We start from the raw sequence: 15,015 nt of genomic DNA, 5'->3' as shown, positions 1-15,015 counted from the left end.
CTGGCCGGCCAGGCTTCGCGTCGCCCATGGTGACCGCAATGACCACAACTTCCTCTTCGTCCGTAACAGTGACCTGTGTCACTCCAGGGTTCAGTATTGCTGAGCATCACACCAAGTGAAGGGGGACGGCCCTGATGAGAACACGACCGGCGCGGTCGCTGCGATGGCTGGCGTTGCTCGTCGGCCTCGCGGTGTGCGCCGCCACGGCGACGGCGTGCGGGGTGACCCGCGGCAGCGACGAACCCGGGCTGCACCGTCTGCGGATGATGGTGCCCAACAGCCCTGGCGGCGGTTACGACCTCACCGCCCGCACCGCCGTCAAGATCATGGAGGACGAGGACATCACGGGCCGCGTCGAGGTGTTCAACGTCATCGGCGCAGGCGGCACGGTGGCGATGGCTCGTCTGATGAACGAGGAGGGCAACGGCGACCTCGTGATGATGATGGGCCTCGGCGTGGTCGGCGCCGTGTACACCAACGGCTCGAAGGCCCTGGCCACCAACGCAACTGCGCTCGCCAAGGTCGTCGAGGAGCAGGAGGGCGTACTCGTCCCCGCGGACTCGCCCTTCAGGACCATCGCCGACTTCGTCGCGGCGTGGAAGGCCGATCCGGCCAGGGTCACCATCGGCGGCGGATCATCCCCCGGCGGACCCGACCACCTGTTTCCCATGGAGACGGCGCGTGCGGTCGGGGTCGATCCGAGGAAGGTCAACTTCATCTCCTACGACGGCGGCGGAGACCTCCTCACCGCGCTGCTCGGCAAGAAGATCGCCGCGGGCACCTCCGGACTGGGCGAGTACGTCGACCAGATCGAGGCCGGCCAGGTCAGGGTCCTCGCCGTGTCGGGTGACCAGCGGGCCGAGGGCATCGACGCGCCGACCCTGAAGGAGGCCGGGATCGATCTCACCTTCACCAACTGGCGGGGCGTGCTCGCTCCGCCGGGGATTTCAGAGCAGTCCAAGCGCGCGCTGGTGACGGCGCTCGAGGAACTGCACGGCACCGATGCGTGGAAGGCGGCACTGGTGAAGAACGGCTGGACCGACGCGTTCATGACCGGAGAGCCGTTCGAACGGTTCCTGCGGGATCAGGACCAGCGCGTGTCCTCGACGCTGACCGAGCTGGGGTTGCTGTGACCGGGCCGATCGACGCCGCGCAGCGACCGACCGTGGACCGCGCCCAGTATCTGGTGTGCGCCGTGCTCGTCGCCGTCGGGGCCTTCCTCGTCTACGACGCGCTCACCCTGCCCGGCGGGTACGCGAAGGTAGATCCCGTGGGGCCCAAGCTCTTTCCGGTCGCCATCGGCGTCGGGTTGATCGTCCTGTCGGTGATCCTGGCCATCGCGATCCCGCGCGGCTCGAAGGGGGAGGCCGACGCGGGTGAGGACATCGATCCCGACATGCCCAGTGACTGGCGGACGGTCGGACTCCTGGTCGGCATCTTCGTGGCCATGATCCTGCTGGTGAATCCGCTCGGCTGGGCCATCAGCGGTGCCCTGATGTTCGCCGGGTGCGCGACCGTGCTCGGCAGCAGGCACCACGTCCGCAACGTCCTGATCGGCGCCGTCCTCAGCGTCGGGAGTTTCTACGCGTTCTACTCAGGGCTCGGAATCCCGCTGCCCGCAGGGATCTTGGATGGGATTCTGTGATGCTGGACAATCTGGGTTGGCTGCTGCAGGGTTTCGAGCAGGCCGCCACGCCGATGAATCTGCTCTACGCCGTGATCGGCGTGCTGCTGGGCACCGCGGTCGGGGTGCTGCCGGGCATCGGCCCCGCGATGACGGTGGCGCTGCTGCTCCCCATCACCTACAACGTGAGCCCCAGCGCGGCGTTCATCATGTTCGCGGGCATCTTCTACGGCGGCATGTACGGCGGATCGACCACGTCCATTCTGCTCAACACCCCTGGTGAGTCGTCGTCGGTGATCACCGCGATCGAGGGCAACCGGATGGCCAAGGCGGGTCGAGCGGCGCAGGCCCTCGCGACGGCGGCCATCGGGTCCTTCGTCGCGGGCAGCATCGGCACGATGCTGCTGGTGCTGTTCGCCCCCGCGGTCTCGCGGTTCGCCGTCACCCTCGGCGCGCCGTCGTACCTCGCGATCATGGTGTTCGCGCTGGTGGCCGTGACCGCGGTGCTGGGCTCGTCCAAGCTGCGCGGCGGCATCTCGCTGCTGCTCGGGCTGGCGATCGGCCTGGTCGGCATCGACTTCCTCACCGGTCAGGCCCGCGCGACCCTCGGCATCCCGCAGCTGTCCGACGGCATCGACATCGTGGTCATCGCGGTCGCCATCTTCGCCGTCGGCGAGGCACTCTGGGTGGCCGCCCATCTGCGGCAGAAGCCCGCCGAGGTGATTCCGGTCGGCAGGCCGTGGATGGGCCGCAGCGACTGGCGACGGTCCTGGAAGCCGTGGCTGCGCGGAACCGCGTTCGGGTTTCCGTTCGGTGCCCTGCCCGCCGGTGGTGCGGAGTTGCCGACGTTCCTGTCCTACATCACCGAGAAGAAGCTCTCCACGCATCCCGAGGAGTTCGGCAAGGGTGCGATCGAGGGCGTCGCCGGGCCCGAGGCGGCCAACAACGCCTCCGCCGCGGGCACCCTGGTGCCGATGCTGTCACTCGGACTGCCCACCAACGCGACCGCGGCGGTCATGCTGACCGCGTTCGTGTCCTACGGAATTCAGCCGGGGCCCACGCTCTTCGACAAGGAGCCGCTGCTGATCTGGACGCTCATCGCGAGTCTGTTCATCGGCAACTTCCTGCTGCTGGTGCTGAACCTGCCGCTGGCGCCGCTGTGGGCGAAGCTGCTGCGCACGCCCCGGCCGTACCTGTACGCGGGCATCCTGTTCTTCGCGACCCTCGGCGCGTTCGCGGTCAACATCCAACCGCTCGACCTGGCGCTGCTGCTCATCTTCGGGCTGCTCGGATTGATGATGCGGCGCTTCGGTTTACCGGTGCTGCCGCTCATCATCGGCGTCATCCTCGGCCCCCGCATCGAACGCCAATTACGCCAAAGTCTGCAGCTGGGTGGGGGCGACTGGGGCAGTCTGTTCACCGAGCCCGTCGCGGTCGTCGTGTACGTGTGCATGGCCCTGCTGCTACTGGCGCCGTTGGTGCTCAAGCTGGTGCACCGCAGTGAGGAGACGCTCCTGATCGTCGAGGACGACCGGGATCAGAGAGAGAAGGCGCAAGCGTGACGATCGTCGTCGGGTACACCACGGACCGGTTCGGCGCCGCTGCGCTGGAGGCAGCGATCGCGGAGGCCAAGGTGCGCAACACCGCGCTGCTGGTCTGCAACTCGACGCAGGGCGACTCCTACGTCGATGCTGCCTTCGCCCATCAGCGGCAGGTGCACGACCTCGAGTCCACGTTGGCCGCGTCCGGCGTTCCGTTCGAGGTGCGCCAGCCCGTCGGGGTCTATGCGGTCGACGCCCTGCTGGAGATGATGGCCGACGACGACGCCGAACTGCTGGTCATCGGCATTCGCCACCGCAACCCGGTCGGCAAGCTCCTCCTCGGCAGCGCATCACAGCAGCTGATCCTCAACTGTCCCAAACCCGTGCTGGCGGTGAAGCCGCCGGAGTGAGGCGTTCATCGACGGGGTTGCCGAAAGGTCGATTGCCTCAACGGCATTCGAGTGTCAGCCGGATGGATCCGTCGTCGTCGGCGGTGACCGGGTGGGAGCACACCCCCGGCCCGGTGCCCGACGTCTCGGCACCCGTGGCGAGGTCGTAGCCGATCCCGTGCAGCGGGCAGACCACGACGTCGTCGTCGGCGAGGCCGTCGGCCAGCGGACCGCCGCGGTGCGGACACACCGCGCCGAGCGCGCGCAGGCTCCCGTCGCGCAGGCGGTAGACCGCGATCTGCTCGCCGTCGACGGCGAACGTACGGCCCTCACCGACCGGGATCTCGTCGACGTGACCGACCGTGACGTCCGTCATTCTGATCCTCGGCTCTTCGCGCAAGCGCTCATCGGTGTCCTCGGCTCTTCGCGCAAGCGCTCATCGGACCGGCACGGCGGGCAGCGGCAACAGCGGCAACGACGACCGGAACTGTCCCTCGGTGACCGGCTGCTTGCCGTCCTGCCACGGATCACGATAGGAGGCAACTGATTTCGCCATCGCGGCGTCGAGCTCCTCGGCGATGCCGTCGGCGTCGTCGACCACCACGGCACGGATCTTCTCGATCCCCAACCGCGGGACCCAGGCGTACGTGCGCTCCAGCCAGTTGGCGTTCTCGCGGTAGTACTGCAGGAAACGTCCGGTCAAGGTCATGACCTCGGCGGGGCTGTCGACGGTGGCCAGTAGGTCGCCCTTGCGGACGTGGGCGCCCGCCGCGCCGCCGACGTAGATCTCCCACTTGCCGCCGTCGACGGCCACCACCCCGAGGTCCTTGCACAGCGCCTCGGCGCAGTTGCGGGGGCAGCCGGTGACCGCGAGCTTCATCTTGGCCGGGCTGGCGAGCCCCTGGTAGCGCTCCTCGATCGCGATGCCGAGCGCCGTGGAGTCCCCGACGCCGAACCGGCAGAAGTCGCTGCCGACACAGGTCTTCACGGTGCGGAAGCTCTTGCCGTAGGCGTAGCCCGACGGCATGTCGAGATCGCTCCACACGGCGGGCAGGTCCTCCTTGCGCACCCCGAGGAGGTCGATGCGCTGACCACCGGTCAGCTTGATCATCGGGATCGCGTACTTGTCGGCGACGTCGGCGATGCGGCGCAGCTGGTCGGCGCTGGTGACCCCACCCTTCATCTGCGGGACCACCGAGAACGTGCCGTCGCGCTGGATGTTGGCGTGGACCCGGTCGTTGATGAACCGGGCGTCGGTCTCGTCGACGAAGTCAGCGCCCCACATCATCTCCAGCAGCGACGACAGCGCCATCTTGGAGCCGGCGTGCGGCTTGCCGTCGGGAGTCAGGGCCGCGAACACCGATGACACGGAGTGCAATTCGAGCTCGCGGATGAGCCGCATCAACTCGGGCTTGTCGTAGGGGACGCCGGGGACGTACCAGTTCGCCGACGGATCCTCGGTCACCTCGCCGCCTGCGGCCCACTCCACGATCTGGGCGACCAGTTCCTTGCACGAACCGCACCCCTTGCCCGCCTTGGTCTTCGCCATGACACCGCTGACCGACGTCTCGCCTGCCGCGACGCAGGCCGCCAGGGCGCCCTTGGAGACGCCGTTGCAGTTGCAGACCTGAGCGTCGTCGGCGAGTTCGGCGACGCCGACACCCACGTCGGGCGTGCCGATGTCGAACATCAGCGAGACGCGCTCGTCGGGCAGTGGCAGGCCGCTGTCGAAGGCCTGGGTCAGGAACGACACCTTGCTGACGTCGCCGACCAGGGTCGCGCCCACCAGTTTGCCGTCGCGGATGACGATGGTCTTGTACACACCGTGCCGCGGTTCGGAGTACTGGACGAACTCGTCGTCCTCGTGCTCGGGCGCCTTGACGCCCATCGACGCCACGTCGACACCGGCGACCTTCAACTTCGTGGCGACCCTCGACCCGTGGTAGGCGGCCTTCGGGTCGACTCCGGTCAGATGGTCGGCCAGCACCTTGGCCTGCTCCCACAGCGGTGCCACCAACCCGTAGACCTGGCCGCGGTGCTGCGCGCACTCACCGACGACGTAGACGTCGTCGTCGTCGATGGAGCGCATGTGGTCATCGGTCACGATGGCGCGTTCGACGGTGAGACCGGCGCGCTGGGCCAGTCCGACGTTGGGGCGAATCCCGGCCGCGATGACGAGCATGTCGCAGTCGACGCGGTCCCCGTCGGCGAACGTGACGCCGGCGAGCCTGCCGTCCTCGACGACCACGCCCGTCGTGCGCTTGTTCAGCAGCACGCCGATTCCCAGGTCCTCCACGGACTTTCGTAGGATCGCGCCGGCGAGATCGTCGAGTTGGGCATTCATCAGCGTCGGGCCGGAATGCACCACGTCGACGGTCAGGCCGCGGTTCTGCAGACCCCGGGCGGCCTCCAGGCCCAGCAGGCCACCGCCGATGACGACGGCCTTGGTCCGGCGGGCGGCTTCGGCGATCATCGCCGCGGTGTCGTCGAGCGTGCGAAATCCGAAGACGCCGTCGGCGAGGGTCTTGTCGTCGGCCCACAGGCCGGACATCGGAGGGAAGAACGACCGGCTGCCGGTGGCGAGGATCAGTTTGTCGTAGCGGACGCTGCTGCCGTCGTCGGCGTGGACCAGGTGGGCGAACGTGTCGATGCGCACCACCCGGACCCCGGCACGCAGATCGATGCCGTTCTCGCGGTACCAGTCGACCCCGTTGAGGTAGATCTCGGCCGGATCATCGCTGCCGGCAAGCACATTGGAGAGCAGGATGCGGTTGTAGTTGCCGTAGGGCTCGTCACCGAACACCGTGACGTCGAACCGCTCACCGCCGCCGCGCGCCAGCACCTCCTCGATGGCCCGCACGCCCGCCATGCCGTTGCCGACCACGACCAGCCGCATCAGAGCTCCACCAGGCCGAGGTCGATGACCACGGTGCCGGCGCACCCGGCGGGCGCGGCGACGTACAGCTCGATGGCGGTGTCACCGAGGAGGTCCTCCACGACCCGCAGGGCGACGTGCGTCGCACCCTTGGCGGCAATGGGGAAGTAGCGCATGGGCTTTCCGTCCCGGACCAGCACGACGGTCACCATCTCGTCGCTGGAGTTGCCGCCCCGGAAGTACACCGGTTGAGTGATGGCACCGGCAGGCACCACGTAGCGCAGCGCGTCGTCGATCGGTACCGGTTCGGTCAGGCCCTTGCCAAGGAAGTCGAAGGCGCCCTGCAGGAATCGTGGTGTGCTGCCGTCGCTCATGGCTCCACCATCGAGTCAGAGTGTTTCGAGTTCGTTTCGTGGTGGCGTCATTCGTGAATCCCGTTCCGCACCTGCGTTCGTCGCGGGCGGTGAGCCGCTGTTGACACATTGGTCACGGACGCGAAATCGACGCGGAACTGCCCGCTCGTAGACATGGTTCCATGAGCACAAGGAACGCCGATGGTCTGCGGCGCAGCCGTGACATCGAGCACTGGGACGCCGAGGACGTGCAGGCCTGGGAGGCGGGCGGGAAGAAGATCGCCACCCGCAACCTGATCTGGTCGATCGTCGCCGAACACGTCGGCTTCTCGATCTGGTCGATCTGGTCGGTGATGGTGCTGTTCATGCCGCAGAACGTCTATCACATCGACGCTGCGGGCAAGTTCTATCTGGTCGCCATGCCGACGCTGGTCGGGGCGTTCCTGCGGATCCCGTACACCGTGGCGCCGGCGCGGTTCGGTGGGCGCAACTGGACGATCGTCAGTGCGCTGCTGCTGTTGATCCCGACCCTGATGACGCTGTACGTGATGCTGCATCCCGGCACGTCCTACACCACCTTCATGGTGGTCGCCGGGTTCGCGGGACTGGGCGGCGGCAACTTCGCGTCGTCGATGACGAACATCAACGCGTTCTTTCCGCAACGGCTGAAGGGCTGGGCGCTGGGACTCAACGCCGGGGGCGGCAACATCGGCGTGCCGGTCATCCAGTTGATCGGCCTGCTGGTGATCGCCACCGTCAGCAATACCGACCCCGAGCTGGTGTGCGCGGTGTACCTGGTGCTCATCGCGTGCGCCGCCCTGGGCGCGGCGCTGTTCATGGACAACCTGCGCAATCAGAAGTCGAACTTCGGCGCGCTGGCGGAAGCGTTGCGCTACCGGCACTCCTGGGTGATGAGCTTCCTCTACATCGGGACGTTCGGGTCGTTCATCGGCTTCTCGTTCGCCTTCGGTCAGGTGCTGCAGATCAACTACCTCGCCGGGGGTGACACCGCCGCGCAGGCGTCGCTGCACGCGGCTCAGCTCTCGTTCCTCGGTCCGTTGCTCGGCTCGATCGCCCGCCCCGTGGGAGGCAAGTTCGCCGATCGCATCGGAGGGGGCCGGATCACGCTATACACCTTCATCGCGATGATCTTCGCCGCGGGCATCCTCGTCGCTGCGGGCACCAGTGACGACGCCACGAAGGGCGCGCCCACCAGTGGCCAGATGGCCGGGTACGTCACCGGTTTCATCCTGCTGTTCATCCTGTCCGGCATCGGCAACGGCTCGACGTACAAGATGATCCCGTCGATCTTCGAGGCGAAGGCTCAGGACAAGGACGGTCTGTCCGCGGAGGAGAAGGCGGCGTGGTCCCGTCGCATGTCCGGCGCGCTGATCGGGTTCGCCGGCGCGATCGGCGCGCTCGGCGGCGTGTTCATCAACATCGCGCTGCGGGTGTCCTACGTCGGCGCGGCGAAGTCGGCGACCAACGCGTTCTGGGTCTTCCTGATCTTCTACGTCATCTGCGCCGTGGTCACCTGGGTCGTGTTCCTGCGGCTGAAGTCGGTCAGGGCGGTCACCGGTGAGGACGTGGGCCGCGCCTCCGCCCCGGTCGGAGCCAGCTGATCGACGTGACGGCCACGACCAGGACCGCGTGTTCCTACTGCGGTGTCGGCTGTGGCATCGAGGTCACGACCCGCACGGATGCCGAGGGCGGGGCGCCCGTCATCACCAGGGTGTCCGGCGATACCCGCCACCCCACCAACGCGGGGCGGCTGTGCACCAAGGGCGTCACGCACCTCGAGATGATGAACGCCACCGAGGACAGGCTCGCGACCGCGCTGGTGCGTGACACCCGAGGCGGTCCGGCGACGCCGACACCGGTGGACGAGGCGGTCGCACGGGCGGCCTCGCGGCTGCGGGAGATCGTCGCCGAACACGGACCCGACGCCGTGGCCCTGTACGTGTCCGGTCAGATGTCGATCGAGGCGCAGTACCTCGCGACGAAGCTGGCCAAGGGTTTCCTGCGCACGGTCCACATCGAGTCCAACTCCCGGCTCTGCATGGCCAGTGCGGGAACGGGTTACAAGCAGTCCCTCGGCGCCGATGGACCCCCGGGCTCCTACGCCGACTTCGATCGCACCGACCTCTTCTTCGTCATCGGCTCCAACATGGCCGACTGCCATCCCATCCTGTACCTGCGCATGCTCGACCGGCTCAAGGCGGGCGCCAAGCTGATCGTGGTCGATCCGCGCCGCACCACGACCGTCGACCAGGCCGATCTGTTCCTGCAGATCGCGCCGGGAACCGACCTGGCGCTGCTCAACGGCCTGCTCCATCTACTGGTCGAGGCCGGCGCCATCGACGACGACTTCATCGCCGAGCACACCGAGGGCTGGGACGCCATGCCGGCGTTCCTCGCCGACTACCCACCGGACGTCGTGTCGGCCGTGACGGGGCTCTCCGAGGACGACATCCGCACGGCCGCAACGATGATCGCCGACGCGGGGGAGTGGGTGACGTGCTGGACGATGGGCCTCAACCAGAGCACTCACGGCACCTGGAACAGCAATGCGATCTGCAACCTGCACCTCGCGACGGGCGCCATCTGCCGTCCGGGCAGCGGGCCGATGTCCCTGACGGGCCAACCGAACGCCATGGGCGGGCGCGAGATGGGCTACATGGGACCGGGTCTGCCCGGTCAGCGGGTGGTCACCTCGGCCGACGACCGCGCGTTCGTGGAACGCACGTGGAACGTCGCCCCGGGGACGATCCGCACCGAGGTCGGGCCCGGCACCGTCGAGATGTTCGCGCGGATGTCCGCAGGCGACATCAAGGCCTGCTGGATCATCTGCACCAATCCCGTTGTCAGCGTGGCGAACCGGAGCACCGTGATCGCCGGCCTCGAGGCGGCCGAGCTGGTGATCACCCAGGATGCCTACGCCTCGACGGCCACCAACCACTACGCCGACATCGTCCTGCCCGCTGCGCTGTGGGCCGAGTCGGACGCGGTGATGGTGAACTCCGACCGCACGCTGACCCTGCTGCGCCAGTCGATCGAACCCGCCGGCGAGGCGCGCCCCGACTGGCGGTTGATCTGTGACGTCGCCACGCATCTCGGCTTCGGCGAGCACTTCGACTTCGCCTCCAGCGCAGAGGTCTTCGACGAGATCCGCCAATTCTCCAACACGCGAACGGGTTACGACCTTCGCGGCATCACCTACGACCGGCTGCGGGAGACGCCCGTGCAGTGGCCGGCGCCCCCGCGCGATCAACCGGGCGGCGTCGAGGACCGCCACCCGGTGCGCTACCTCAACGACGGCGTGAGCCAGGACCTCTTCACCGACCCCAGCGGGCACCGACCCCGGCTGGCGTTTCCGACGCCGTCACGGCGGGCCGTCTTCCATCCGCGGCCGCACATGGACGCCCGCGAACTGCCCGACGACGACTATCCCGTGGTGCTGAATACCGGTCGGCTGCAACACCAGTGGCACACGTTGACCAAGACCGGCAAGGTCGCGAAGCTCAACAAGCTCAACCCCGGCCCCTTCGTCGAAGTCCATCCCGAGGACGCCGCAGCCCAGGGCATCCTCGACGGTCGACGCATCGAGCTGGTGTCGCGCCGCGGCCGGGCCGTGCTGCCCGCCGTGGTGACCGACCGTGTGCGCCAGGGCAATTGCTTCGTCCCGTTCCACTGGAACGACGAGCACGGCGAGTACCTCGCCATCAACGCCCTCACGAACGATGCCGTCGACAAGGACTCGCTGCAGCCGGAGTTCAAGGTCTGCGCCGTGGCGTTGCGTCCGCTGCCCGTCGAGACTCCCGGACCCGCCGCGCTGGGGCTAGCGGACCGCCCGCCGCCCACGCTCGAAGAGGCCGAGAAGACCTATCTCGCAGGGTTCTTCGCCGGCATCCCCGGGGGTGCGCCCGGCGTTCCCGTCCTACCCGCGACGGCTCCGGTGCGTACGGAGGTGCGGTTGTGGGTCGACGGACTGCTTGCCGGCACGCACTCGCGCGCGCCCGACGCGACGGAGGAGGCCGCATCGGAGACGCCCGGCGACGGGCCGCTCGTGCTGTGGGCGTCGCAGACCGGCAACGCCGAGGAATTCGCGGGTCGGGTCGCCGGGGGAATCGCCGGGGCGCGGCTGGCCAACATGGACGACGTCTCGGTCACGGACCTGAGCGGTGACGTGGTGATCGTCACCAGCACCTTCGGCGACGGCGGGCCGCCGGACAACGGCGCGGGGTTCTGGACGCGCCTGGAGTCCGACGAGGCGCCCGATCTCGACGGCGTGCGGTACGCCGTGCTCGGCATCGGCGACCGCTCCTACGACGACTTCTGCGGGCATGCCAAGTCCCTGGACCGCAGGCTCTCCGACCTCGGGGCGACGCGCCTGGCCGAGCGCGCCGAGTGCGAGGCCTACGACGACGAGCCCATGGCGAACTGGGCCGCGACGATCAGCGAGCTCGTCGCGCCGTCGAATGGCACCGCGGCGCCCGCGTCGAACGGCACCGCTGCGCCGTCGAATGGCACCGCGGCGGCGCCGCCGTTCACGCGCACCCATCCGGTCTCGGTGCCGTTGTGCCGCAACGTTTCCCTCACTCCGGCGGGTGCGGCGAAGGAGGTGCGGCACTTCGGCTTCGACGTGTCGGAGCACCGCCTCGACTACTCCGTCGGCGATGCGCTGGGGGTATTCGTCAGCAATGACCCCGAGGTGGTCGACGCGTGGCTGGCGGCGACGAATCTGGACGGGACCGCGCGGGTCGAGATCGACGGCGCCGAGGTGGCGCTGCGCGCGGCGCTCACTGACTCCTTCGACGTCTGCCGCGTCACGCCGGGGCTGCTGAGCTTCCTGGCCGAGCGATGCCGGGACCGCGACGCCGGGGTGCTGCGCGCCCCCAAGGCGGACCGGGAACGCTGGCTGCGTGGCCGCAACGCGCTGGACGTCATCGAGGAGTTCGGGGTCGACGCCGAGGCCGCCGACTGGCTGAAGGCGCTGATCCGGTTGACGCCGCGGTCGTACTCGATCTCGTCGAGCCCCCTGGTCAGTCCGCACGAGGTGCAGCTGACGGTGTCGGTGGTGCGGTATCGCAGTGTGCGGGGCCGCGAGCGCGGCGGGGTGTCCTCGACCTTCCTGGCCGACCGGGCGTCGCATGCTCCGGTGTTCCTGCAGCCGTCACCGCACTTCCGTCCGCCCGAGGACGGTTCGGTGCCCATGATCATGGTCGGACCGGGAACGGGCGTCGCGCCGTTCCGCGGTTTCCTGCAGGAGCGGCGCGCCCGCGGGGAGCGGGGTCGCAACTGGCTGTTCTTCGGCGACCAGCATCGGGCCGAGAACTTCTACTACCGAGCCGATCTGGAGGACATGGTCCGCGACGGCCTGCTCAGCAGACTGGATCTGGCGTTCTCGCGGGACCAACCCGAACGCGTGTACGTCCAGCACAAGATGCTCGACTACGGCGCCGACGTCTGGCGCTGGCTCGAGGACGGCGCGCACTTCTACGTCTGCGGCGATGCCACCCGGATGGCCAAGGACGTCGACGACGCGCTGACGACGATCATCTGCACCCACGGTCGGCTGTCCCAGGAGGCCGCCCACGACTACAAGCGTGAACTCGTCGCCGCCAAGCGCTACGTGCGCGACGTGTACTAGTCCTGGGTTGACGCAGCCCAGCGCGGGGTACGTTCCCTTCCCCGTCGAGCGCCGCACCGGTTCGGTCGACACGCACAGAAGAGAACGATTCCATGACCAATCCGCAGGAACCCCGCACCGAAGAGCACCTGGCGGCCGAAGAAGACGACGGCTCAGCCGAATTGCAGCCCGAAGACGGGGGCAGTGCCGCCTCGCCCCCCGACAAGCCGTCATCGGCGCCGCAGAGCTGAGCATCGTCGCAGCTCAACCGGTCATCGCAATGTCGTTGCGGGCGTTCATGATCGAATATTCCCCCACGTGGGCGAAATGTGGGGTGTCCGACATCGACGGTCGGGCAATGGTTCTCGAAACCGGCCCTGAGCTGCACCGAACTCGTTGCGGCCCTTGACCACTGCGATCTTGATGTCGACGACGCCGGTTTGGCGCCCGTGTTACGCAGGTATGCCGGACACATGAACCAAACATCATCTTCATGGACCGGCCGTGCGGCACTCGCCGTCATGGGAGTTAGCGCAGCAGCACTCATCGGATTCGCGGCCCCGGCCGCAGCGGACCCGGGGGTGAGCGGCGGCTGCAACACCGTGGGCACCAGCACCTCGGCGGGCGGAACGACCACCGGGAACTCGGGTGGCACCTGCGTCCCGAACACCAGCGGCGCCAACGGCATCGGCCCGGGTGGACCCGCCTACAACGGCACCGACCCGCGCAGCTAGTCGACGAAGCGAGGACCCCGCGGACCGCATTGTGTCCGCGGGGTCCGTCGCGTCGTAAAGCGGTTGTCTCGTCGGCGTGACCCGTGCCAGGGTGGCCCGTGCACCAATTCTCCCAGGTCGACGTCTTCACCTCCAGATTCACCTACGGCAATCCCGTTGCCGTCGTCCATGACTGCGACGATCTGCCCGAAGAGCAGATGGCGGCGTTCGCGCGCTGGACCAACCTCAGCGAGACCACGTTCCTCCTGACGCCGACCGACCCCGAGGCCGACTACCGGCTCCGTATCTTCACGACCGCTCGCGAGCTGCCCTTCGCCGGGCACCCGACGCTCGGTTCGGCGCGAGCGTGGCTGGCGGCCGGGGGCGTCGCGCGCTCGGACGGCGTCCTGGTCCAGGAGTGCGGTGTGGGACTGGTGCGGTTGCGCAACGTCGCGGGCCGCTGGGCCTTCGCCGCGCCGCCACTGCTGCGGGGTGGACCGGTGGCCCCCGACGACGTCGCCGAGGTCGCCGCCGCCGTGGGTGTCGCGCCGTCCGACGTCGTCGACGCCCAGTGGGCGGACAACGGACCCGGGTGGGTCGCGCTGTTGCTGGCGTCCGCGGATCACGTGCTCGCCCTCGATCCGGTGCTGCCGCGGGCGGGCCGGTTTCCCACCATCGGCGTGGTCGGTCCGCACCGACCCGGGACCAGCGACGCCGACGTCGAGGTGAGGGCGTTCACCAGCACCGAGGCGGCATCGGAGGACCCGGTCACCGGCAGTCTCAACGCCGCCCTGGGCCAGTGGCTCATCGCCGCCGGCCACCTGCCGACCTCCTACGTCGCGGCGCAGGGCACGCGGCTGGGACGTCGCGGTCGCGTGTACGTGAACCTGGAGGACGATCAGGTGTGGGTGGCGGGTGACACCGTCGTCGGCGTCCGCGGCGAGGTGGCCTTGCCGTCGATCGAATGATCAACCGCGCCAACGCGATTCGTCGTCATGCGAACACGTCGTCGAGGGTGACGGTCGTCAGTCCCTTCGCGGCGATGATGCCCGCCCACTGCGGCAGGACGTGACTGATCGGGGCGAGGTTGGCGTGCGCGAGCACGATCTGCTGGGGTGCGAACGCACCATGCGCGTTGGCGATCAAACCTGCCTCGTCGATGGGTCGGGAATCCCCGACCTCGGCACTCCACATCGCGATGGTGGTGTAGCCGTGTGCGGCGGCGATGCGGTCGGTCGCCGCGTCGTGACTACCGTAGGGCGGCCGGAAGTAGGGGGTTCCGTCGACGCCGTAGGTGTCGCGCAGGAAGTCGGCGTTGCGGCTGATCTCGCGGTCGAGCGCGGCCGGCGTGAGCGTCGTGATGTGGGGATGGGACCACGTGTGGTTGCCCATTTGGATCTGACCCGAGGCGACCATGGGTCGGAGCAGTCCCGCGTTCACCGTCCACGACGGGTTGATTCCGTTGACGAAGAACGTCATGCGCGTGCCGGTGTCGGCGCAGAATCGGCCAAGCGCCGTGACGTCGGCGGTGCTGCAGCCGTCGTCGACCGTCAGGGCCAGCTGATTGCCGTCACCGGGCAGGCGGGTCAGTATGTTCGGCGCCGGAGGGCGGGCCTGCGGCGCGGGTGCGGGACGTGCTCCCGCCGCGGCCACCGAGGCCCTCGCCGCGAAGGCGCCGAGCGCACAGGTACCCAGGAACATCCGGCGAGTCAAAGGCGCCATCGTGCAACCACTTCCGACGTGACCGGCGAGGCGGGCAGGCGACGGGCCCCGTGCGGGCAGGCCCGAGATCACAATGGACGTCCGATCTGTCGAAACCCGGCCAACGCGCTGTGAAGCGGCTGGGCCCGGGTCCCGACGGAGTGTCGTCGCGCGATTCGCGCCGGTGCGG

The 15,015-nt window shown here is 68.6% G+C and carries 13 protein-coding genes; 9 read left to right on the top strand and 4 right to left on the bottom strand.

The genetic code is table 11. The annotated features are described in order from the left end of the window. The first annotated feature begins 134 nt into the window (after positions 1-134). From G6N60_RS16875 to G6N60_RS16860, 4 genes are read left to right on the top strand one after another with little or no spacing between them, the layout of a single operon-like run. Complete coding sequence (locus G6N60_RS16875) at positions 135-1,133, top strand: Bug family tripartite tricarboxylate transporter substrate binding protein (protein ID WP_163739415.1); 999 nt, start codon at positions 135-137, stop codon at positions 1,131-1,133. Further along, the gene (locus G6N60_RS16870; protein ID WP_163739413.1) at positions 1,130-1,645 is read left to right on the top strand and encodes a tripartite tricarboxylate transporter TctB family protein; all 516 of its coding nucleotides are present in this window, start codon (positions 1,130-1,132) and stop codon (positions 1,643-1,645) included. The genes G6N60_RS16875 and G6N60_RS16870 overlap by 4 nt, the downstream gene beginning before the upstream one ends. A gap of 2 nt (positions 1,646-1,647) precedes the next feature. Next, positions 1,648-3,186 carry a tripartite tricarboxylate transporter permease gene (locus G6N60_RS16865; protein ID WP_163744109.1) on the top strand — a complete coding sequence of 513 codons (1,539 nt, stop codon included), beginning with the start codon at positions 1,648-1,650 and terminating at the stop codon, positions 3,184-3,186. Then, a complete protein-coding gene (locus G6N60_RS16860) occupies positions 3,183-3,575 on the top strand; it encodes a universal stress protein (RefSeq protein WP_163739410.1) in 393 nt (130 codons plus the stop codon). Before G6N60_RS16865 ends, G6N60_RS16860 begins: the two co-directional genes overlap by 4 nt. A 37-nt stretch (positions 3,576-3,612) precedes the next feature. Here G6N60_RS16860 and G6N60_RS16855 read toward each other — a convergent pair whose 3' ends face one another. Genes G6N60_RS16855 through G6N60_RS16845 form a run of 3 tightly spaced genes read right to left on the bottom strand, consistent with a single transcriptional unit; the run spans position 3,613 to position 6,803 of the window. Beyond that, positions 3,613-3,930 (bottom strand): Rieske (2Fe-2S) protein, encoded by a 318-nt coding sequence (locus G6N60_RS16855; RefSeq protein ID WP_163739408.1) that lies wholly within the window; start codon positions 3,928-3,930, stop codon positions 3,613-3,615. Positions 3,931-3,990: 60 nt separating this feature from the next. Then, positions 3,991-6,450, bottom strand: coding sequence for a nitrite reductase large subunit NirB (gene nirB / locus G6N60_RS16850; RefSeq protein ID WP_163739406.1), 2,460 nt, complete (start codon positions 6,448-6,450; stop codon positions 3,991-3,993). Further along, complete coding sequence (locus G6N60_RS16845) at positions 6,450-6,803, bottom strand: molybdopterin oxidoreductase (protein WP_163739403.1); 354 nt, start codon at positions 6,801-6,803, stop codon at positions 6,450-6,452. Before G6N60_RS16845 ends, nirB begins: the two co-directional genes overlap by 1 nt. A 161-nt stretch (positions 6,804-6,964) precedes the next feature. Here G6N60_RS16845 and G6N60_RS16840 point away from each other — a divergent pair, with 161 nt between their 5' ends. The 5 genes from G6N60_RS16840 (at position 6,965) to G6N60_RS16820 (ending at position 14,092) form a co-directional block, all read left to right on the top strand. Then, the gene (locus G6N60_RS16840) at positions 6,965-8,404 is read left to right on the top strand and encodes a nitrate/nitrite transporter (RefSeq protein ID WP_163739401.1); all 1,440 of its coding nucleotides are present in this window, start codon (positions 6,965-6,967) and stop codon (positions 8,402-8,404) included. Between the two features lie 5 nt (positions 8,405-8,409). Next, positions 8,410-12,432, top strand: a complete 4,023-nt coding sequence (locus G6N60_RS16835) for a bifunctional nitrate reductase/sulfite reductase flavoprotein subunit alpha (protein WP_163739399.1) — start codon at positions 8,410-8,412, stop codon at positions 12,430-12,432. A 92-nt stretch (positions 12,433-12,524) separates the two neighbouring features. Further along, a complete protein-coding gene (locus G6N60_RS16830) occupies positions 12,525-12,662 on the top strand; it encodes a hypothetical protein (RefSeq protein ID WP_163739397.1) in 138 nt (45 codons plus the stop codon). A gap of 270 nt (positions 12,663-12,932) precedes the next feature. Continuing rightward, positions 12,933-13,145: a hypothetical protein gene (locus tag G6N60_RS16825; protein WP_163739395.1), complete on the top strand. Its 213-nt coding sequence runs from the start codon at positions 12,933-12,935 to the stop codon at positions 13,143-13,145. An 83-nt stretch (positions 13,146-13,228) separates the two neighbouring features. Then, positions 13,229-14,092, top strand: a complete 864-nt coding sequence (locus tag G6N60_RS16820; RefSeq protein ID WP_246240779.1) for a PhzF family protein — start codon at positions 13,229-13,231, stop codon at positions 14,090-14,092. A 25-nt stretch (positions 14,093-14,117) separates the two neighbouring features. On the opposite strand, the gene G6N60_RS16815 is transcribed toward G6N60_RS16820, so the two are convergent. After that, complete coding sequence (locus tag G6N60_RS16815; protein ID WP_246240777.1) at positions 14,118-14,846, bottom strand: polysaccharide deacetylase family protein; 729 nt, start codon at positions 14,844-14,846, stop codon at positions 14,118-14,120. Between the last annotated feature and the right edge of the window lie 169 nt (positions 14,847-15,015).

Origin of the sequence: Mycolicibacterium madagascariense (assembly GCF_010729665.1) — a bacterium.
GTDB classification, from domain to species: domain Bacteria; phylum Actinomycetota; class Actinomycetes; order Mycobacteriales; family Mycobacteriaceae; genus Mycobacterium; species Mycobacterium madagascariense.
The sequence above is the reverse complement of the archived record's forward strand: the minus strand, read 5'-3'. Positions and strand labels throughout refer to the sequence as shown.